13 protein-coding genes and 1 pseudogene are annotated in these 19,619 nt (G+C 62.4%); 9 read left to right on the forward strand and 5 right to left on the reverse strand.

The annotated features are described in order from the left end of the window. Window positions 1-2: 2 nt before the first annotated feature. Window positions 3-470: an Lrp/AsnC family transcriptional regulator gene (locus tag K4O48_RS03900; RefSeq protein ID WP_019340442.1), complete on the reverse strand. Its 468-nt coding sequence runs from the start codon at window positions 468-470 to the stop codon at window positions 3-5. A 239-nt stretch (window positions 471-709) separates the two neighbouring features. Here K4O48_RS03900 and K4O48_RS03905 point away from each other — a divergent pair, with 239 nt between their 5' ends. From K4O48_RS03905 to K4O48_RS03935, 8 genes and pseudogenes are all read left to right on the forward strand, one after another. Continuing rightward, entirely contained in the window at window positions 710-4,180 is a 3,471-nt protein-coding gene (locus K4O48_RS03905; RefSeq protein WP_222910775.1) for an indolepyruvate ferredoxin oxidoreductase family protein, read from the forward strand. A gap of 253 nt (window positions 4,181-4,433) precedes the next feature. Further along, the gene (locus K4O48_RS03910) at window positions 4,434-5,528 is read left to right on the forward strand and encodes a Glu/Leu/Phe/Val dehydrogenase dimerization domain-containing protein (protein WP_222910776.1); all 1,095 of its coding nucleotides are present in this window, start codon (window positions 4,434-4,436) and stop codon (window positions 5,526-5,528) included. 175 nt (window positions 5,529-5,703) lie between these two features. Further along, window positions 5,704-7,113 carry a sodium-dependent transporter gene (locus K4O48_RS03915; RefSeq protein WP_222910777.1) on the forward strand — a complete coding sequence of 470 codons (1,410 nt, stop codon included), beginning with the start codon at window positions 5,704-5,706 and terminating at the stop codon, window positions 7,111-7,113. A gap of 995 nt (window positions 7,114-8,108) precedes the next feature. Next, on the forward strand, window positions 8,109-8,750 hold the full coding sequence (maiA, locus tag K4O48_RS03920; protein ID WP_222911985.1) for a maleylacetoacetate isomerase: 642 nt from the start codon (window positions 8,109-8,111) through the stop codon (window positions 8,748-8,750). 76 nt (window positions 8,751-8,826) lie between these two features. Beyond that, complete coding sequence (locus tag K4O48_RS03925) at window positions 8,827-10,293, forward strand: sodium-dependent transporter (protein WP_222910778.1); 1,467 nt, start codon at window positions 8,827-8,829, stop codon at window positions 10,291-10,293. A gap of 237 nt (window positions 10,294-10,530) precedes the next feature. Then, window positions 10,531-11,562 (forward strand): annotated as a pseudogene (locus K4O48_RS20640) (cache domain-containing protein); the annotation flags it as partial. A 93-nt stretch (window positions 11,563-11,655) separates the two neighbouring features. Further along, on the forward strand, window positions 11,656-12,420 hold the full coding sequence (locus tag K4O48_RS20645; protein WP_409518935.1) for a methyl-accepting chemotaxis protein: 765 nt from the start codon (window positions 11,656-11,658) through the stop codon (window positions 12,418-12,420). A gap of 803 nt (window positions 12,421-13,223) precedes the next feature. Further along, a complete protein-coding gene (locus K4O48_RS03935) occupies window positions 13,224-13,907 on the forward strand; it encodes a type 1 glutamine amidotransferase domain-containing protein (protein ID WP_222910780.1) in 684 nt (227 codons plus the stop codon). A gap of 6 nt (window positions 13,908-13,913) precedes the next feature. Here the strand turns inward: K4O48_RS03935 and K4O48_RS03940 are convergent, their stop codons facing one another. From K4O48_RS03940 to phhA, 4 genes are all read right to left on the reverse strand, one after another. Continuing rightward, on the reverse strand, window positions 13,914-14,726 hold the full coding sequence (locus tag K4O48_RS03940) for an EAL domain-containing protein (RefSeq protein WP_222910781.1): 813 nt from the start codon (window positions 14,724-14,726) through the stop codon (window positions 13,914-13,916). A gap of 374 nt (window positions 14,727-15,100) precedes the next feature. After that, a complete protein-coding gene (locus tag K4O48_RS03945) occupies window positions 15,101-16,297 on the reverse strand; it encodes an amino acid aminotransferase (protein WP_222910782.1) in 1,197 nt (398 codons plus the stop codon). Continuing rightward, complete coding sequence (locus K4O48_RS03950; RefSeq protein WP_021207507.1) at window positions 16,294-16,650, reverse strand: 4a-hydroxytetrahydrobiopterin dehydratase; 357 nt, start codon at window positions 16,648-16,650, stop codon at window positions 16,294-16,296. Before K4O48_RS03950 ends, K4O48_RS03945 begins: the two co-directional genes overlap by 4 nt. A 236-nt stretch (window positions 16,651-16,886) precedes the next feature. Continuing rightward, the gene (gene phhA, locus K4O48_RS03955) at window positions 16,887-17,672 is read right to left on the reverse strand and encodes a phenylalanine 4-monooxygenase (RefSeq protein ID WP_222910783.1); all 786 of its coding nucleotides are present in this window, start codon (window positions 17,670-17,672) and stop codon (window positions 16,887-16,889) included. A 264-nt stretch (window positions 17,673-17,936) separates the two neighbouring features. Between phhA and K4O48_RS03960 the strand changes: the two genes are divergently transcribed. After that, window positions 17,937-19,526, forward strand: coding sequence for a sigma-54-dependent transcriptional regulator (locus K4O48_RS03960; protein ID WP_222910784.1), 1,590 nt, complete (start codon window positions 17,937-17,939; stop codon window positions 19,524-19,526). The last annotated feature ends 93 nt before the right edge of the window (window positions 19,527-19,619 follow it).

Below are 19,619 nucleotides of genomic sequence, written 5' to 3' on the forward strand. Positions count from 1 at the left end.
CACTAATCCAGCGGCAGCTCCGTAGTCCGCTTCACTTCACTCATAGCGATATGGCTGTGCGCTTCCTGCACGTGCGGCCGCTGCAACAGCTGATCGCGCAAAAAACGCTCGTAGCTGTCGATGTCCTTGGCCACCACCTTGAGCAGGTAGTCCGACTCACCGGCCATGGTGTGGCATTCCAGCACCTCGGGATAACCCACGACGGCGCGCTCGAACTCGTCGAGGTTGCTGCGCCCGTGGGCGGACAGCTTGATGTTGACGAACACCGTCATGTTCAACCCGAGCTTCTTCGGGTTGAGCAGGGCGACCTTGCGTTCGATCAGCCCTTCTTCCTGCATGCGGTTGATGCGGCGCCAGCACGGCGATTGCGACAGCTCGACCTTTTCGGCGATCTCGGCAGCGGACAGGTCGGCGTTGTGTTGCAGCAGCAGCAAAATCTTGCGGTCGATGCTGCTCAGCGGGGTCTGCATGTTCGTTCTCTTTTTGTTGTTGTTAGTGGATGGATCATGCACGCGAGTGCGCTTACACAGCAAAAGTAGAAAGAAAATCGCTCGGCGTCACGGCCAAACTCTTATCCAACGCGCAACGGTGAGGTGATCCCTTGCTGTGTGCTGGCGTGGGAAAGCTTTCCGTGCAGCTCCCACAGCCTTGTTAGGCGGATGGCTTAAGAAGCCGTCCAGACTCCGATAAAAACAAACAGGAGCGCCACATGTCATTGGCCGAGATCCGCCTGGATGACAAGTACCGGCTCGCTACCGGGCATCTGTACCTCACCGGCACCCAGGCGCTGACCCGCCTGCCCATGCTGCAGCATCAACGCGACCAGGCCCAAAACCTGAACACCGGTTGCTTCATCTCCGGCTACCGCGGCTCGCCGCTGGGCATGCTGGACAAAAGCCTCTGGGAAGCGCGCGATTACCTGAAGCAGCACGCCATCCATTTCCAGCCGGGCCTCAACGAGGAACTGGCGGCGACGGCGGTCTGGGGCAGTCAGCAGACCAACCTGTTTCCCGGTGCCAAGTACGACGGCGTGTTCGCCATGTGGTACGGCAAGGGGCCGGGTGTCGACCGCTCCGGTGACGTCTTCAAGCACGGCAACGCGGCTGGCGTCTCGCCCCATGGTGGCGTACTGCTGCTGGCCGGTGACGACCACGGCTGCAAATCCTCGACATTGCCGCACCAGAGCGAGCACGCGTTCATTGCCGCCTCGATCCCGGTGCTCAACCCGTCCAACGTCCAAGAAATCCTCGACTACGGCATCATCGGCTGGGAGCTCTCGCGCTATTCCGGTTGCTGGGTGGCGCTTAAGACCATCGCCGAAAATGTCGATTCGTCCGCGGTGGTCGAAGTCGATCCGCTCCGCGTGAAAACCCGCATTCCCGATGACTTCGAGCTGCCCGAAGACGGCGTGCATATCCGCTGGCCGGACCCGCCGCTGGCGCAGGAAAAGCGCCTCAATCTGTACAAGATTTACGCCGCGCGCGCCTTTGCCCGGGCCAACAACCTCAACCAGGTGATGCTCGATTCGCCGAACCCGCGACTGGGCATCATCACCACCGGAAAGTCCTATCTCGATGTTCGCCAGGCACTGGACGACCTCGGGCTGGACGAAGCGCTGTGCGCCTCCGTCGGCCTGCGCGTATTGAAGGTCGGCATGAGCTGGCCGCTGGAGCCGGTCTCGGTGCATGAATTTGCCCAGGGTCTCGACGAGATTCTGGTGGTCGAGGAAAAGCGCAGCATCCTCGAAGACCAGCTCACCGGGCAGCTCTACAACTGGCCGCTGGACAAGCGCCCACGGGTGGTCGGCGAGTTCGATGAGCACGGCACTTCGTTGCTGCCGAACCTCTCCGAACTGACCCCGGCGATGATCGCCCGGGTGATCGCCAAGCGTCTCGCGCCGATCTACACCAGCGACAGCATCCAGGCGCGGCTCGCGTTTCTGTCAGCGAAGGAAAAGGCGCTGGCCGCTCGTAGCTATGACACTGTGCGCACGCCGCATTACTGCTCCGGCTGCCCGCACAACACCTCGACCAAGGTGCCGGAGGGCAGCCGCGCCTCGGCCGGCATTGGCTGTCACTACATGGTGCAGTGGATGGACCGCCGCACCGAGACCTTCACCCAGATGGGCGGGGAGGGCGTCAACTGGATCGGCCAGGCGCCGTTCACTGACACGCCGCACATGTTCCAGAACCTCGGCGACGGCACCTACTTCCACTCCGGCAGTCTGGCGGTACGCGCCGCAGTGGCCGCCGGGGTGAACATCACCTTTAAGATTCTCTATAACGATGCGGTGGCGATGACCGGTGGCCAACCCATCGACGGTGAACTGCGGGTCGATCAGCTCAGTCGGCAGATCGCTGATGAAGGCGTGAAACGCATCGCGCTGGTCAGTGACGAGCCGGACAAATACCCGACCCGCGAGACCTTTGCGCAGATCACCAGCTTCCATCACCGTCGCGATCTAGACGCCGTGCAGCGCGAGCTGCGTGAGTTCAAAGGCGTTTCGGTGATCATCTATGACCAGACCTGCGCCACCGAGAAGCGTCGTCGGCGCAAGCGCGGCAAGCTGGAAGACCCGGCCAAGCGCGCCTTCATCAACCCGGCCGTGTGCGAGGGCTGTGGCGACTGCGGCGAGAAGTCCAACTGCCTGGCGGTGATGCCGCTGGAAACCGAACTGGGCCGCAAGCGCGAGATCGATCAGAACGCCTGCAACAAGGACTTTTCCTGCGTTGAAGGCTTCTGCCCGAGCTTTGTCACCGTGCACGGTGGCGGGCTGCGCAAGCCCGAGGCCATGGCGGGCGGTATCGAGGCAGCGACATTGCCCGAGCCGCAGCACCCGACGCTGGATCGCCCCTGGAACGTGCTGATACCAGGCGTTGGCGGCAGCGGTGTGACCACCCTCGGGGCGCTGCTGGGCATGGCCGCGCATCTGGAAGGCAAGGGCTGCACGGTGCTCGATCAGGCCGGTTTGGCGCAGAAGTTCGGCCCGGTGGTCACTCACGTGCGTATCGCCGCCAAGCAGGACGATATCTACGCCGTGCGCATCGCCGCAGGCGAAACCGATCTGCTGCTGGGCTGCGATCTGGTGGTGGCTGCCGGCGAGGATTCCCTGACCCGCCTCAACGATCAGATCAGTAACGCGGTGATCAATAGTCACGAGTCGGCAACCGCCGAGTTCACCCGCAACCCTGACGCACAAGTGCCGGGCAAGGCCATGCGCGAAGCGCTGGTCGATGCGGTGGGCGCAGAGAAAACCCACTTCATCGATGCGACCTTCCTGGCCACTCGGCTGCTGGGCGATAGCATCGCCACCAACCTGTTCCTGCTGGGCTTTGCCTATCAGCAGGGGTTGTTGCCGCTGTCTGCCGAGGCCATCGAAAAGGCTATCAGCATCAACGGCGTCGCCGCACAGCTGAACCAGCAAGCGTTCCGCTGGGGCCGTCGTGCGGCACTGGAGCGCGAGGCGGTCGAAAAGCTGGCGCGTCCGGTGGAAATGGCCGAACCGCTCTGCCAGACCCTGGAAGAGATCGTCGACTGGCGCATGAACTTCCTTACCAAGTACCAGAACTCGGCCTATGCCAAGCGCTATCGCTCGATGGTCGAGCGCGTGCGTGCGGTGGATACCGCGGATGACCTGGCGCTCTCGAAAGCCGTGGCGCGTTACTACTTCAAGCTGCTCGCCTACAAGGACGAGTACGAAGTGGCGCGGCTGTACAGCGAGCCGGAGTTTCGCCAGCAGCTCGAGGCGCAGTTCGAAGGCGACTACAAGCTGCAGTTCCACCTGGCACCGGCCTGGCTGGCCAAACGCGACAGCACCACTGGCGAGCCGCGCAAGCGTGAACTCGGGCCTTGGGTGCTGAATGCGTTCAACGTGCTGGCCAAGCTGAAGTTCCTGCGTGGCACGCCGTTGGACGTGTTCGGCTACGGCCATGACCGCCGTGTGGAGCGCGAGTTGATCAGCGAGTACGAGCGCAACCTCGACAGACTGCTGGCGCAACTCAAGCCGAGCAACTACCGCACCGCCGTAGCCATCGCTGCGCTGCCCGAACTGATCCGTGGCTACGGCCCGGTGAAGGAGCGCTCCATCGCCAAGGCCCGCCAGCAGGAGAAGCTACTCAAGGAGCAGCTGAACCGCGGCGACGAGGTGCAGACCGTACGGTTGTTCGAGCCCGCGGCGTGACGCGTAGCGCTACGGAGTCGGGCGGGCAGGGCGGCGTCCGCTTTAGCCCGCCGGGGTTTCGTGTATTGGTGGGCTAAAGCCCACCCTACAGCAGCAGTCCGAGTGGCGCGGCCGTAGGGTGGGCTTCAGCCCACCGGTTTCTGGACGTACGGCCGTCGCCCGGCCTGCAAACGCAAGCGCGTATGCAGACAGAACATATGAAGGAGCCTGGTAACAGAGCTCCCGAACAGAATAACAACAGAGGAATTCGCAAATGTCCGTTTTCACCCATCCCGATTTCGATGGCCACGAACAAGTGGTGTTCTGCCATGACAAGGCATCGGGTCTGCGCGCCATCATCGCCATCCATGACACCACGCTCGGTCCGGCGTTGGGTGGCTGCCGCATGTTTCCCTACGCCAGCGACGACGATGCCGTGCGCGACGTGCTGCGTCTGTCTCGCGGCATGACACTGAAATCGTCCTTGGCCGGTCTCAAACTCGGTGGCGGCAAGGCGGTGATCATCGGTGACCCGCATACCGGCAAGAGCCAGGCCCTGCTGCATGCCATGGGCGATTTCGTCGACAGCCTCGGTGGTCGCTACATCACGGCGGCCGATTCGGGCACTGGCGAGCCGGAGATGCAGGCCTTCGCCCAGCGCACCCGCCATGTCATCGGCGCTACACCACGCACCACACTAGACGGCAGCATCGCCAGCGGCGACCCGTCGCCGTCCACCGCGCTCGGTGTATTCGTCGGCCTGCGTGAAGCCGTGCGCCAGCGCTTCGGTCGGGGTGATCTGCAGGGGTTGAAAGTTGCGATCCAGGGTGTCGGCCATGTCGGGCTCGGTCTGGCCCGCCACCTCAAACAAGCCGGCGCCGAGCTGTGGGTCTGCGACATCTTCGATGCCAACGTGCGGCAGGCCGTCGAAGAGCTGGGTGCCAACGCCGTGCGCCCGCACGACATCTACGGCCTGGATGTGGACGTGTTCGCGCCCTGCGCCATGGGCGGCATTCTCAACGCCGAGACCCTTCAGCACCTGCGTGCGCCGGTCATCGCCGGTGCCGCGAACAACCAGCTGGCGAGCCCGGAGATCGGCGTCGAGCTGCAGCGTCGCAATCATTTGTACGCGCCGGATTATGCGATCAACGCCGGCGGCATCATCGATGTGTATTACCAGCGGGTGGGTGGCAACGCGGCGCAGATCGATGCGCACGTCAAAGGCATCGCCGACACGCTGCGTGAGATCTTCAACCGTGCCGCGGCCAGTGGCGAGCCGACCTCGATCATTGCGGACCGGCTAGCCCTGGAGCGGCTTCAGGACGGTGAGCGTGTCGGGCAGCCTAGCGAGCAACGGCTGCACGCATAAGCGTCGGGCGGCCTGTGCCGCCCGTTCTATTTGGCGCGAAGCCGTACTGCCAAGCCCTTAGCGGAAACAGCGAACGGACCGCACAGCCAATCCAGGCTCAGACGGCCCTTTAGCTCGTTTTCGCGGTACACCCCACCAACATCAGCCTGACAAAAACAACAAGCAGGAATCCGCAATGACTGACAAAAGCAGCCTCGCCGCCGGTACGCTCGGTGGCGCCTCCGTCCGAACTCAGCAAAGCGCGGCGCGCGGCCTCTGGTCCTCGCGCTGGGTGTTCTTCCTGGCCGCCACCGGGTCGGCGGTCGGCCTGGGCAATATCTGGAAATTCCCCTACATCACCGGCGAAAACGGCGGTGGCGCCTTTGTGCTGGTCTATCTCGGCTGCATTCTGTTGATCGGTATTCCGTTGCTGATGGCTGAAGTGATGATTGGCCGCCGCGGTCGGCAGAATCCCGACGGCGCCGTCGCGCGCCTGGCTCGGGAAGCAGGCGCCAGTACGAAATGGCGCGTGGCAGGTTGGCTTGGCGGGCTGACCGGCTTTCTTATTCTCAGCTTTTATCTGGTGGTGGCCGGCTGGGCCCTGGCTTACGTGCCGACCACCCTCAGCGGCGGCTTCAACGGTGTAACCGGAGAGGCGAGCGGCGAGCTGTTCGGCGCCTTGCTCGCCAACCCGTTACGGCTGATCCTCTGCGGCAGCCTGGTGCTGGCGGCGACCATGTTGATCGTCGGGCTTGGGGTGCGCGGCGGGCTGGAGCGTTCGCTGCGTTTCCTGATGCCGGGCCTGTTCGTCCTCTTGCTGGCCCTGGTCGGCTATGCGGCGCTCAACGGTGAGTTCGCCCGCGGTGTGGAATTCCTGTTCGTGCCGGACTTCTCCAAGCTGACCTCCACCAGCGTTCTGATTGCACTGGGGCATGCCTTCTTCACCCTCAGCCTCGGCTGCGGCGCGATGATGGTGTATGGCTCCTATCTGCCGGAAGGCACTTCGATCGCCAAGACCTCGATACTGGTTGCCCTCGCTGATACGGCCGTCGCCCTGCTGGCCGGTCTGGCGATCTTTCCGCTGGTATTCGGCAATGGTCTGGAACCGGGTGCTGGGCCTGGGCTGATCTTCGTCACGCTGCCGATCGCCTTTGGGCAGATGCCGCTGGGCCAGCTCGTGGGTGGGTTGTTCTTCATCATGCTGGTGATCGCCGCGCTGACGTCGGCCATATCGCTGAGCGAGCCGAGCATCGCCTGGATGACCGAGCGCTTCGGCATGAGCCGCATGAAGGCGGTGCTGACCAGCGGCGCGTTGTTGTGGCTGCTGAGCTTGGGCAGCGTGTTCTCGTTCAACTATTGGTCCGAGTACATGCTGTTCGGGAAAACCTTCTTTGACAGTCTCGATTACCTGACCACCAATTGGCTGATGCCGCTGGGCGGGCTGTGTACGGTGCTGTTCACCGGCTGGGTGCTGAAGGAGCAAACGGTGCGCGAGGCCATCGGCATTGGTCAGGGCGGGTTGTTCCGCGCGTGGTGGTTGCTGCTGCGCTTCGGCACACCACTGGCGATCGTGCTGGTGTTTCTCAATCTGAGTGGTTTGATTTAACCGGCAGGCGATCTCTGTCGTATGACAGGGCAGCGGCTCGCACAGGCCTCGGTGGGCTAAAGCCCACCCTACACAGCTGGGAAGCTGGCGGCCCATCGGTCGAGGAAAAGTAGGGTGGGCTTCAGCCCACCAGCCCACTGGTGTTTCTCAATCTGAGCGGTTTGATTTAACCGGCAGGCGATCTCTGTCGTATGACAGAGGCGCGGCTTGCACAGGCCTCGGTGGGCTAAAGCCCACCCTACACAGCTGGGGACCTGGCGGCCCATCGTTCGAGGAAAAGTAAGGTGGGCTTCAGCCCACCAGCCCACTGGTGTTTCTCAATCTGAGCGGTTTGATTTAACCGGCATTGGCGATCTCAGCCGTATGACAGGGCGGCGGCTTGCACAGGCCTCGGTGGGCTAAAGCCCACCCTACACAGCCGGGATCCGGCGGCCCATCGGTCGAGGAAAGTAGGGTGGGCTTCAGCCCACCAGCCCACCAGCCCACCAGCCCACTGATGTTTCTCAATCTGAGCGGGTTGATTTAACCGGCAGGCGATCTCTGTCGTATGACAGAGGCAGCGGCTTGCACAGGCCTCGGTGGGCTAAAGCCCACCCTACACAGCTGGGGAGCTGGCGGCCCATCGGTCGAGAAAAAGTAGGGTGGGCTTCAGCCCACCAGCCCACGGGAGCGAACCAGAGAATGCGGTGGCTGGCAGCGCGGTTGTCAGCTTTTCGTTACGTAGGACGGCTTACAAGCTCCTCCACTGGGCCTTCCGTCGGGTTGTAAAGAAAAGCTTCCAGCGCATCCCTCTCAACGCTGCGCATGGCGCTGAATGTGGGCTTGTGGAGCTCCTCCGACTGGTTTGTGATGGGCGCGGCCAAGTCGACTCCGCATGCTTAGCGGGCTTATCCACAAACATGGCCACGGGGTGGTCATAGGGTTTGCCTTATTGAGAAACCTGCACTGGGAGCGTTATGAGCACTGACACAACCACAACGGCCGGTTCGGCAGCCATGCTGAAGCTCTACGGCTACTGGCGTTCCAGCGCGGCCTACCGGGTACGCATTGCGTTGAACCTGAAAGGCCTCGCCTACGAGAACCTGCCCGTGCATCTGGTCAAGGACGGCGGCCAGCAGCGTTCGGCGGAGTACAAGGCACTCAATCCGCAGGAGCTGGTGCCGCTGCTGGTCGACGGTGACGAGCGCATCAGTCAGTCGCTGGCGATTCTTGAATACCTGGAGGAGATCTTTCCGCTGCCGGCGTTGCTGCCGGATGACCCCGCCGATCGTGCTCGGGTGCGCTCGCTGGCGCTGCACATTGCCTGCGACCTGCACCCGCTGAACAATCTGCGCGTGCTGCAGTACCTCAGTGGCCCGCTGGGCCTCCAGGATGAGGCGAAGCAGCAGTGGATCCAGCACTGGATCACCACAGGGCTTGCTGGGGTCGAGGAGGGGTTGGCTGCCTTCGACGGCAAACTGTCACTCGGCAGACGGCCGGGTTATCTGGAGGCATGCCTGATTCCTCAGGTATACAATGCGCGCCGTTTTGCCTGTGACCTCAGTGCGTACCCGCGCATTTTGCAGATGACCGAGCAGTGCGTAGCCCTCGAAGCCTTTGCCAACGCAGCTCCGGAGGTGCAGCCCGACGCTCAATAATTTGCCTTGCCACTCCGTCGCGCCACGCGCGCGGCGGGTTCGATTTTCGTCACAGATAAAAATAAACAGGTGACGCATGACCCGTGAAAAACCCAAGAACCTCTGGCTCTCCCGCTGGGGCTTCATTCTCGCCGCGACCGGCTCGGCCGTCGGCCTCGGCAATATCTGGAAATTTCCTTACATCACCGGCGAATACGGCGGTGGCGCCTTCGTGCTGATGTACCTGGCGTGCATCCTGGCCATCGGCATCCCGGTGATGATGACCGAAATCGCCATCGGCCGCCGCGGCCGAGGCAGCCCAATCGATGCCATCGGCCGGGCCGTCCGTGAGAACGGTAGCAGCCCGGTGTGGAAGGGTGTCGGCGGCATGGCCATGGCGGCCGGCTTTCTGATTCTCTGCTTCTACGTGGTGGTGGCTGGCTGGGCGTTTGCTTACACCGTCAAAATGCTCGACGGCTCGCTTGCGGCCAGTTCCGTCGATAGCCTGGCACAGGTGTTCGAGGCGCATAACGCCAACGCGTGGCAGCTGGGTGGCTGGAGTGTGCTGGTAGCCCTCCTGACGTTGTGGATCGTCGCCAAAGGCGTTCAGCAGGGCATCGAAAGCGCGGTGCGCTGGATGATGCCGGGCCTGGCGATCATGCTGCTGATCCTGGTCGGCTATGCCTTTACCAGTGGTGGCTTCGATCAGGGCTTCGCCTTCCTGTTCAGTTTCGACACATCCAAGCTCACCGGTGAGGCGCTGTTGGCGGCCCTCGGGCACGCCTTCTTCACGCTGAGCCTGGCGTCCGGCGCCATTCTTACGTATGGCTCCTATATCCCCGACGGTCAGTCCATTGCGCGGACCACCTTCATGGTGGCCATCGCCGACACCTGCGTGGCGCTGCTGGCCGGTTTGGCCATCTTCCCGATCATTTTCGCCAACGGCATGGACCCTACCGCCGGCCCTGGTCTGATCTTCATGAGCCTGCCACTGGCCTTCCAGCAGATGCCGTTCGGCACGCTGTTCGGCACCCTGTTCTTCGCTATGGTCTCCATTGCCGCGCTGACGTCTGCCATCTCGATGATCGAGGCGACCGTCGCCTACCTCAACGAGAAGCACGGCATCAGCCGACTGAAGGCCGCCATGGGTGCCGGCGCGGTGCTGCTGGTCATCAGCCTGCTCGCAATGCTCTCTTTCAACCTCATGGCTGGCTGGACGCCGTTCGGCAAGAACTTCTTTGACTGGCTGGATTACCTGACATCGCGCTGGATGATGCCGCTGGGCGGCATCTTCATCGTGGTCTTTGCCGGCTACGCACTACGCAGCGAGATCATGCGCGACGAACTGGATTTACCGCCGCTGGGGTATGCGCTGTGGCTGTTCATGGTCCGCTACGTCTGCCCGGTGCTGATCATGATGGTGTTCCTGCACGCGCTGGGTTGGCTGGGCTTCGACCCGCTGGCCCGCTGGTACTGGATCGTCGGCGCGATCGGCGCGCTGACCATCCTGGGTGAAGGGCTGCGCCCGCGGGTTCTGCCGGCATTGGTTGGGCGCAACGTCTGATCTTCAGCGAAAACCAATCCCGCTGATCGAACGGCACTTCCGGAAACGGGAGTGCCGTTTTTTTTATGGGCGCTTGCCTGTGTAGGGATCTGCTAAACGCGATAGCTGAGCAGCTTTCCAGCTGACCGGCGGTGTGCTCAAGGTATTCCGGCGCGCGCCGATAAGCCGACTAGCACAAGGATGCTCAGCCTGGAAAGGGACCTCCGATTTTATACAGATCAACTCCGGATATGCGCTATGCCCAGCCGTCTCAAGTTCAGCCACAAGATTCTCCTTGCCGCGTCACTCGTCGTGATCACGACGTTTGCCCTGTTCACGCTCTACAACGACTACCTGCAGCGCAACGCGATCCGCGACAACCTCGAAAGCTACCTGGATGAGATGGGTGAAATCACCGCGCATAACATCCAGAACTGGTTGTCGGGTCGAATCCTGCTGATCGAAAGCGCCGCACAGTCGATCGGGGCCGACAGCTCCGCTGAGCGCGTTGGGGGTATGTTGGAGCAGAAAGCACTGGCCTCGACATTCATGTACACCTACCTCGGTGGAACGGATGGCAGCTATATCCTGCGGCCATTCGAGGAGATGCCAGCCGATTACGACGCTCGAACGCGCCCTTGGTACAAGGATGCGATGGCTGCCAACGGCACGACGCTCACTGAGCCCTATCTGGATGCTTCGCTGGACGAGCTGGTCGTTACTGTCGCAACTCCGGCAAAGCGCGGTGCGCAATCGCTCGGTGTGGTGGGTGGCGACCTCAGCCTGAAAGCCCTGGTAAGCATCATCAACGCGCTGGACTTCGATGGCATGGGCTATGCCTTCCTGGTCAGCGATGACGGCAAGGTCCTCGTCCATCCCGACAAAGCCAAGGTGATGAAGACGCTAGGCGAACTCTATCCGCAGGACACCCCGCTCCTGACCAGCCACTACAGCGAGGCGGTGATGGACGGGCAGGCGCGCATTCTCAGTTTCAGCCCCGTGCCGGGCCTGCCGTCGGTTCGTTGGTACGTGGGTGTTTCCATTGAAAAGGACAAAGCCTTCGCCGCCCTGGCCAGCTTCCGCACCACGGCCATGCTGGCGACCGTTATCGCCGTGGCCTTCATCCTGGTGCTGCTAGGCATGCTGATCCGTGTGCTGATGCGTCCGTTGACCGACATGGGGCATGCCATGGAAAACATTGCGGCGGGCGAGGGCGACCTTACTCGCCGGCTGAAGGTCGAGTCGAACGATGAATTCGGCATTCTGGCCACGGCGTTCAATCGGTTCGTCGAGCGTATCCACGGCTCTATCCGGGATGTTTCGTCGGCGACCGAGCAGGTTAACGAGGTCGCGAAACGCGTGTTGGCCGCTTCCAATTCATCAATGGTCAACTCCGATGAACAGGCCAGCCGCACCAACAGTGTCGCGGCGGCGATCAACCAGCTTGGCGCCGCGGCTCAGGAAATTGCACGGAACGCCGCCGATGCCTCGCAGCAGGCCAGCGGTGCCAGCCATCAGGCTGAAGATGGACGCAAGGTCGTCGAGCAGAACATCGAAGCGATGAAGCAGTTGTCGAACAACATCAGCGCGTCTTGTGCGCAGATCGAGGCGCTGAATACGCAGACCGTTGGCATCGGACAGATCCTCGACGTGATCAAGGGCATCTCCGAGCAGACCAACCTGCTGGCGCTCAACGCAGCCATCGAAGCGGCGCGCGCCGGTGAAGCCGGACGGGGCTTCGCCGTGGTGGCCGACGAGGTTCGTAGCCTGGCCCATCGCACCCAGACCTCCGCGCAGGAAATTCACGGGATGATCGAGAAGCTGCAGGTCGGCGCGCGCGACTCGGTGAGCACCATGACCGAAAGCCAGCGCCAGAGCGAATCGAGCGTCGGCATCGCCAACCAGGCCGGCGAACGGCTCGGCAGCGTGACCCGCAGCATCGGTGAGATCGATGCGATGAACCAGTCGGTGGCCACCGCCACGGAAGAGCAGACCTCGGTGATCGAGTCGCTGAACATGGATATCACCGAGATCAACACCTTGAACCAGGAGGGTGTGGAGAATTTGCACTCGACCTTGCGGGCGTGTGGGGATCTGGAGCAGCAGGCTGCGAGGTTGAAGCAGTTGGTGGGGAGTTTCAGGATCTGATCTGGTGTTGGGTGAAAGGGCGCTTCGGCGCCCTTTTTTGTGGGCAATAGGGTAGGAGCGTTGTTTATGAAGCTCTTGAGGTTGGGCTTCTCGCGGTGTTGGCCGAGGCATTGGTTTCGCCCTGCAGGGCGAGTCACTTTTTCCAAACGCCGAAAAAGTAACCAAAAAGTCTTGCCCCTGCATCCGGGTCTCGCTGCGCTCGACTTCTCTCATTACATCCACGCTCCGGGGCCGGCGTAAAGGGCCATCCATGGCCCTTTACGCCTCTCGCGGCATCCATGCCGCTCGCTCCCCTCCGCGCGGATTCCATTCGACCTCCTGAAAGGGGCGTTCGGTGTTGTCTGATGCTCTGTTCGTCAGCAAATGATGAAGGCGCTTTTGTTGCTCTCTGTTCCAAAACTTCCAGACGACTCAGGCTTCGTAGGGTGGAAAACTGCGAAGCATTTTCCACCGCATCAACGCTGCAGGCGTATCGAACGTTGCCGACAAAAATCGGTGGGTAAGCTTCGCGTTACCCACCCTACAGAGGGCCTCTACAAACGCGTCGTTGCAAGGCCCAACAGGCGTCACCGAATCGCCCCTTGCGCAGCGACCCTCGGAGCAGCGAGAAGCGAGAAGCGAGAAGCGAGAAGCGAAAAGCGAAAAGCGAAAAGCGAAAAGCGAAAAGCGAAAAGCGAAAAGCGAAAAGCGGCAAGGCATCGGCGTCACGGCTATGGATGCGGTCAATGCAATTGACCCATTCCCCACCCCCATGGTCGAGATGAACCATGGCCCGCATTCGGGCCCCGTCCAAAGGAGACCCCATGAAAGTTCTCATCGTGCTCACGTCCCACGACAAGCTTGGCGACACCGGCAAACCCACCGGCTTCTGGCTCGAAGAGTTCGCCGCGCCTTATTACGTTTTCAAGGACGCCGGCGCCGAGATCGTCTTGGCCTCGCCGAAAGGCGGACAGCCCCCGCTGGACCCGAAAAGTGATGCGCCGGACGCCCAGACGGAGCTGACCCAGCGATTCAAGAATGATGCTGAGGCGAAGGCCCTCCTCGCCAACACGCACAAGCTGGACGATATCTCGGCGGAAGACTTCGACACGGTGTTCTATCCCGGTGGCCATGGCCCGCTGTGGGACCTGACCGGCAACGCGACCTCCATCGCGCTGATCGAGTCCTTCATCAAGGCAAGAAAGCCGGTGGGCGCGGTCTGCCACGCACCGGCGGCGTTGGTTCAGGTGCGCGGGGTGGATGGCGAGTATCTGGTCAAGGGCAAGCGCGTGACCGGCTTTACCAACACCGAAGAGGAAGGCGTCGAACTCACCGAGGTCGTCCCCTTCCTGCTCGAAGACAAGCTCAAGGAAATCGGCGGCGACTACAGCAAGGGGCCGGACTGGTCCTCCTACGTGCTGGTCGATGGCCTGCTGGTGACAGGCCAGAACCCCGCATCATCGGAAGAAGCCGCGCGTGAATTGCTCAAGCTGCTGAAGACCCGCTGAAGTCCCTCAGCCCGGCCAGATCAGGGACTCGGTCTGGCTGCATGTTTCGAACAGCGGTTTGCTGAACAGATAGCCCTGCAGCAGGCTGATGCCCAAATCCTGCAGGGCGCTGCACTCGTCGGCGGTTTCCACGCCTTCGGCGATCACCTTGATCCCCAGTTCAGCGCAGATGCCTACGGTGCCCCGGACGATGGCCTGGCGGGCGCGACTCTGGTCGATCCCGCGGATCAGGCCCATGTCCAGCTTGATGATGTCTGGCTGGAAATCAGCCAGCAGGTTAAGCCCGGCATAGCCCGCACCGAAATCGTCTATCGCGGTGAGGAAGCCGATGCGCTGGTACTCGCGGAAGACTTCGGTCAGCCACTTGGCATCGCTGATGCGCTCGCCTTCGACGGTTTCGAAGATGATCCGCTCGACGGGGAAATTGTGGGCGCGAGCTGCTTCGAGCGTCGAGCGGATGCACAGCTCGGGACGGTAAATGGCATTGGGCAGGAAATTGATCGACAGCTTGGTCCGCATGTCCAGCTTGGCGGCTGTCTTGATCGCCTTGACCCGGCAGGCCTGATCGAAACGGAAGCGATTGTCCTCCGTTACCTGCGACAGCACGCTGGGTGCCGGTTCGCCATTGACGCCGCGGATCAGGGCTTCGTGGGCGAAGATCTCGCGCTTGGCAATGTCGACGATCGGTTGGTAGGCATAACTGAAGCGAAAGCCCAGGCGCTCGCCGCTGGCGCAGCTTGGGCAGGCGCCATGTTCGCTGGCGGCGTGGCAGGCGTATTCACTTGGGGCAGGGTTACCGGCTGTATTGCTTTGGATCATGGCGGCGCTCGTATCAAAACCTGTGCTGGAAGGTAGCGGCCGCTCTGGCCGACCCTATAGCTCCGCTCGTCACCGGACCGGTTGGTCATGTTTAGCTGAGCGCGCTATCCCAATAGTAGGTCAGAAGCACCACGATGATGGCAAATAGCTATGGTTCATTGCGCTGATGCGGGTTTCGGAAGCTTTGAGACTGTTCAATCGTAAAACGATTACGCTGGGAAACGCTCAGGACGTTCGTCTAGCGCGCGCTTCTGCGGGGCACGCCATTCAGCTCAGGGACTCGGCGCTGCTTGGCTTTCTGACCGGGGCAGCCCCAGCGGCTGCCCAGTCGTTCAGACCCGTCGGATCATCCCCGCGTCTGTTTTGCCTGCTATTCAATCCACGACGCGAGCAATAGCCGCCGCCAGTTGATCGAGCCGCTCGGCATCCAGCCCGGCAATGTTGGCGCGTCCGCTTTCTACTACATAGACCGCATCCTCGCGGCGCAGGCGCAGCACCTGTTCAGCGGTCAGGCCGGTGTAGGAGAACATGCCGCGCTGCCTGGCGATGTGGGCGAAACGCTCGGCTAACCCGTGCGGTGCGAGCGCGTCTACCAAGCCTTTGCGCAAGCCGGCGATGCGTTCGCGCTTGGCGGCGACTTCCTGCTGCCAGAGCTGGCGCAGTTCATCGTTGGCGAGAATCGTCGCCACCACGGCGGCGCCGTGGGACGGCGGTGTCGACCAGAGGTTGCGTGCCACAGAGGCAAACTGGCTGCGCACGTTGATCAGCGATTCGCCGTCTGCCGTGACGGCGATCAACGCACCGGTGCGCTCGCGGTAGAGGCCGAAGTTCTTCGAGCAGGAGCTGGTGATCAGCACCTCCGGCAGCGCTTCGACGAACAGCCGCACCGCCCAGGCGTCTTCATCCAGCCCATCGCCAAAGCCTTGATAGGCAAAGTCGAACAGCGGCAGCAGCTCGCGGCGACGCACGATTTCCAGCACCTGACGCCAGTCGTCCCGGGACAGGTCATAGCCCGTGGGGTTGTGACAGCAGGCGTGCAGCAGCACCACGTCACCGCTGGGGATCTGCTCCAGCGCGGCGAGCATGGCCGGTACGTCCAGTCGGTTGTGTGCATTCACGTAGGGGTAGTGCTCGACCTTCAACCGCGCCGCGGCGAACAGCGTCTCGTGGATCGGCCAGGTCGGGTCGCTGAGCCAAAGGCTGCGGCCCGGCAGGCACTTGGCAATGAAGTCACCCACTAGACGCAGCGCGCCGGTGCCACCGGGTGTCTGGGTACAGCCGGCGCGGTTCTCGACCAGTGCCGGCGAGCCTTCACCCAGGACAAGCTTGAGCAACTGCTCGCCGAACAGCGGATCACCGTGGCCCCCGATGTAGCTTTTGGTTTTCTCGCTTTCGATCAGCCGCTGTTCGGCCAGCTTCACGGCCTTGGGGATTGGCGTCAGGCCCAGCGCATCCTTGTAGACGCCGACGCCCAGATCGAGCTTGGCCGGATTCGGGTCGGCGCGATAGGCATCGAGCAGACCGAGAATCGGGTCACCGGGGACCCGTGCCACGTCGCTGAAATGCTTCACTTGCGGCCCTCAGCGGTTTTCGCGACCTCGTCGGTGCGGGCGGCCATGATGAAGTCGTTGCGGTGCAGGCCCTTGATCGAGTGGCTCCACCAGGTGACGGTGACTTTGCCCCATTCGGTCAGCAGGCCCGGGTGATGGCCTTCGGCTTCGGCGATCTCGCCTACGGCGTTGGTGAAGGCCAGGGCGTGCTTGAAGTTCTTGAACAGGAAAACCTTCTCGAGCTCCATGTGGCCGTCACGGGTCTCGATGTTCCAATCCGGAATCTGCTTGATCAGCTCGGCCAGTTCGTCATCGGAAACCTTCGGTGCATCGGCGCGGCAGGCTTCACAGTGGGCTTGGGTCAGGGCAGTCATGGTGGGGTCCTTGTGATGAGGTTGATAAGAGTTAAGCAACGTAGGGTGGACAACGCCGGAGGCTTGTCCACGCATCGGGTTCGGTCCGGCACATTGCCTGGGCAACGTAGGGTGGGCTTCAGCCCACCGTCCAGCCCGCTAAGGAATGCCTAGGCAACATCGGTGGGCTGAAGCCCACCCTACGGGATTGGTGGCGGCCGCACCGACGCGTGGGAAATGCTTCGCAGTTTTCCACCCTACGCCGCTTTTGGCGGAAATTTCGGCTGGTGCAGGCCCAGCTGCATGGCGGTGCGTACGTGGGCCATGATGTCTTCATGCGCCACCTCGAACAGCCGCTTGAGCTCGGGGAGCACGAAATACACCGGCTGCAGGATGTCGATGCGATAGGGCGTGCGCATGGCTTCGACCACGTCGAAGATCTGATGCTCGGGCTCGTCGGACAGGCTGTAGAGCGTTTCCTTTGGCGAGGAGAGGATGCCGCCGCCATAGATGCGCCGACCGGCTGAAGTTTCCACCAGACCGAACTCGATGGTCATCCAGTACAGCCGCGCCAGGTAGACGCGCTCTTCCTTGCTGGCCTTGAGGCCGAGCTGGCCATAGGTGTGGGTGAATTCGGCGAACCAGGGATTGGTCAGCAGCGGGCAGTGGCCGAAGATCTCGTGGAAGATGTCCGGCTCTTGCAGATAGTCCAGTTCTTCCGGCGTGCGGATGAAGGTGGCAACGGGGAAGCGCTTGCTGGCCAGCAGTTCGAAAAAGGTCTGGAAGGGAATCAGCGCTGGGACCCGCGCCACCTGCCAGCCCGTGGTTGCGTCCAGCACGCGGTTGATTTCGCCCAGCTGGGGAATACGGTCGTGCGGGAGCGCGAGCTGTTCGATTCCGTCCAGGTATTCCTGGCACGCGCGGCCGTCGAGCAGCTTCAGCTGGCGTTCAATCAGCGTTTGCCAGACGGCATGCTCGGCGTCCGGGTAGTGAATGTGGCCGTTCGCGTCGGGTTCGCGGGCGACGTATTTCGTAGCTTTCATCTGACCTCCTGAGCGGGATGGCCGCGTAAGTCTTGTTGTTATGGATGCCTCATCTGATCGCGTTCAGCCCATTCTGGCGACCCGGGCGCGGCGGCCCCGCGGCAATCCGTCTCGGCTATCCGTAACGAAATGATTACGTTGCGACCTGATTGCATGAAAATCGCCTTGCCCGGCGCCATGACTGTCAAATAATCTTGACGAAAATCAACGGCGATCCGCAAAAAGTTCGGCGCCGGTCATAACAACAAGCCCAAGGCACCCGGCATGCGTATCAAGATTCTGTGCCAGAACCGTATTGGCATCCTCCGTGACATGCTCGAACTGCTGGTCGACTACGGCATCAATGTCGCGCGCGGCGAAGTGGGAGGCGAGCATGGCAACGCGGTGTACCTGCATTGCCCGAACCTGATGAACCTGCAGCTGCAGGCCCTGCGGCCGAAGATCGAGGCGTTGCAAGGCGTGTTCGAGGTGCGCAAGGTCGGGCTGATGCCCAGCGAGCGTCACTCGCTGGAACTCAATGCACTGCTCGGCGCGCTGGAATTTCCCGTGCTGTCGATTGATATGGCGGGTGCAATCGTCGCGGCCAACCGGGCGGCGGCGCAGTTGCTCGGCGTGCGGGTGGATGAAGTACCGGGCATGAGCCTGTCCCGCTACGCCGAAGATTTCGACCTGCCGGAGCTGGTGCGGGCGAACAAGGCGCGCATCAACGGCCTGCGCGTGACCATCAAGGGCGACATCTTTCTCGCCGACATCGCGCCGTTGCAGTCGGAGCACGATGACAGCGAAGCCCTGGCCGGTGCGGTGCTGACGCTGCATCGCGCCGACCGGGTGGGTGAGCGCATCTACAACGTGCGCAAGCAGGAGCTGCGCGGTTTCGACAGCATCTTCCAGAGTTCGAAAGTGATGGCCGCCGTGGTCCGCGAGGCACGGCGGATGGCCCCGCTGGACGCGCCGCTGTTGATCGAGGGCGAGACCGGCACGGGCAAGGAGTTGCTGGCGCGTGCCTGTCACCTGTCTAGTCCGCGCGGGCAATCGCCGTTCATGGCGCTCAATTGCGCCGGCCTGCCGGAGTCCATGGCCGAGACCGAGCTGTTCGGCTACGGCCCCGGCGCTTTCGAAGGCGCTCGACCGGAGGGCAAGCTCGGCCTGCTCGAGCTGACCGCGGGCGGCACGCTATTTCTCGATGGTGTGGGCGAGATGAGCACACGGCTGCAGGCCAAGCTCGTGCGCTTCCTGCAGGACGGCTGCTTTCGTCGGGTCGGCAGTGACGACGAGGTTTACCTGGATGTGCGGGTGATCTGCGCGACGCAGCTGGACCTGTCCGAACTCTGCGCCAAGGGCGAGTTTCGCCAGGATCTCTATCACCGGCTCAATGTGCTGTCGCTGCACATACCGCCGCTGCGCGAGTGCCTGGATGGGCTGGAGCCGCTAGCGCTGCACTTTCTTGACCAGGCCAGCCGGCAGATCGGCTGCTCGCTGCCGGCCCTGTCACCGCAAGCGTTGCAACGCCTGGCGGACTATCACTGGCCGGGCAACGTACGGCAGCTGGAAAACACGTTGTTTCAGGCGGTTTCGTTGTGCGAGAGCGGGGTTATCAAGCCCAAGGACATTCGCCTGCCGGATTACGGTACGCCCAAACCGCTGGGCGACTTCTCATTGGACGGCGACCTGGGCGGCATCGTCGGGCGTTTCGAGAAGGCAGTGCTGGAGGAGTTGTATCAACGGCATCCCAGCAGCCGCTTGCTGGGTAAGCGTTTGGGCGTCTCGCACACGACGATCGCCAACAAGCTGCGGGAATACGGGATCGGCAAAGAAGGTGACGCGACGCAGGCCGAGCGGAATCGCCAGGCCTGATTCTCGCTGTCCCGTTTTACTCCGCTGGTTGCGGAGCCGCCCGGCGGGCTATCACGCCGAGGCGTGAGGAACCCGCACCAGGGCCACAGCGCG

Origin of the sequence: Pseudomonas sp. DNDY-54 (genome assembly GCF_019880365.1) — a bacterium.
GTDB classification, from domain to species: Bacteria; Pseudomonadota; Gammaproteobacteria; order Pseudomonadales; family Pseudomonadaceae; genus Stutzerimonas; species Stutzerimonas stutzeri_P.

Coding starts and splice junctions, on each gene's coding strand:
- K4O48_RS03960 (WP_222910784.1), top strand. CDS start 17,937: ATGCGTATCAAGATTCTGTGCCAGAACCGTATTGGCATCCTCCGTGAC.
- maiA (WP_222911985.1), top strand. CDS start 8,109: ATGCTGAAGCTCTACGGCTACTGGCGTTCCAGCGCGGCCTACCGGGTA.
- K4O48_RS03900 (WP_019340442.1), bottom strand. CDS start 470: ATGCAGACCCCGCTGAGCAGCATCGACCGCAAGATTTTGCTGCTGCTG.
- phhA (WP_222910783.1), bottom strand. CDS start 17,672: ATGAAAGCTACGAAATACGTCGCCCGCGAACCCGACGCGAACGGCCAC.
- K4O48_RS20645 (WP_409518935.1), top strand. CDS start 11,656: ATGGTCAACTCCGATGAACAGGCCAGCCGCACCAACAGTGTCGCGGCG.
- K4O48_RS03950 (WP_021207507.1), bottom strand. CDS start 16,650: ATGACTGCCCTGACCCAAGCCCACTGTGAAGCCTGCCGCGCCGATGCA.
- K4O48_RS03915 (WP_222910777.1), top strand. CDS start 5,704: ATGACTGACAAAAGCAGCCTCGCCGCCGGTACGCTCGGTGGCGCCTCC.
- K4O48_RS03925 (WP_222910778.1), top strand. CDS start 8,827: ATGACCCGTGAAAAACCCAAGAACCTCTGGCTCTCCCGCTGGGGCTTC.
- K4O48_RS03940 (WP_222910781.1), bottom strand. CDS start 14,726: ATGATCCAAAGCAATACAGCCGGTAACCCTGCCCCAAGTGAATACGCC.
- K4O48_RS03935 (WP_222910780.1), top strand. CDS start 13,224: ATGAAAGTTCTCATCGTGCTCACGTCCCACGACAAGCTTGGCGACACC.
- K4O48_RS03905 (WP_222910775.1), top strand. CDS start 710: ATGTCATTGGCCGAGATCCGCCTGGATGACAAGTACCGGCTCGCTACC.
- K4O48_RS03910 (WP_222910776.1), top strand. CDS start 4,434: ATGTCCGTTTTCACCCATCCCGATTTCGATGGCCACGAACAAGTGGTG.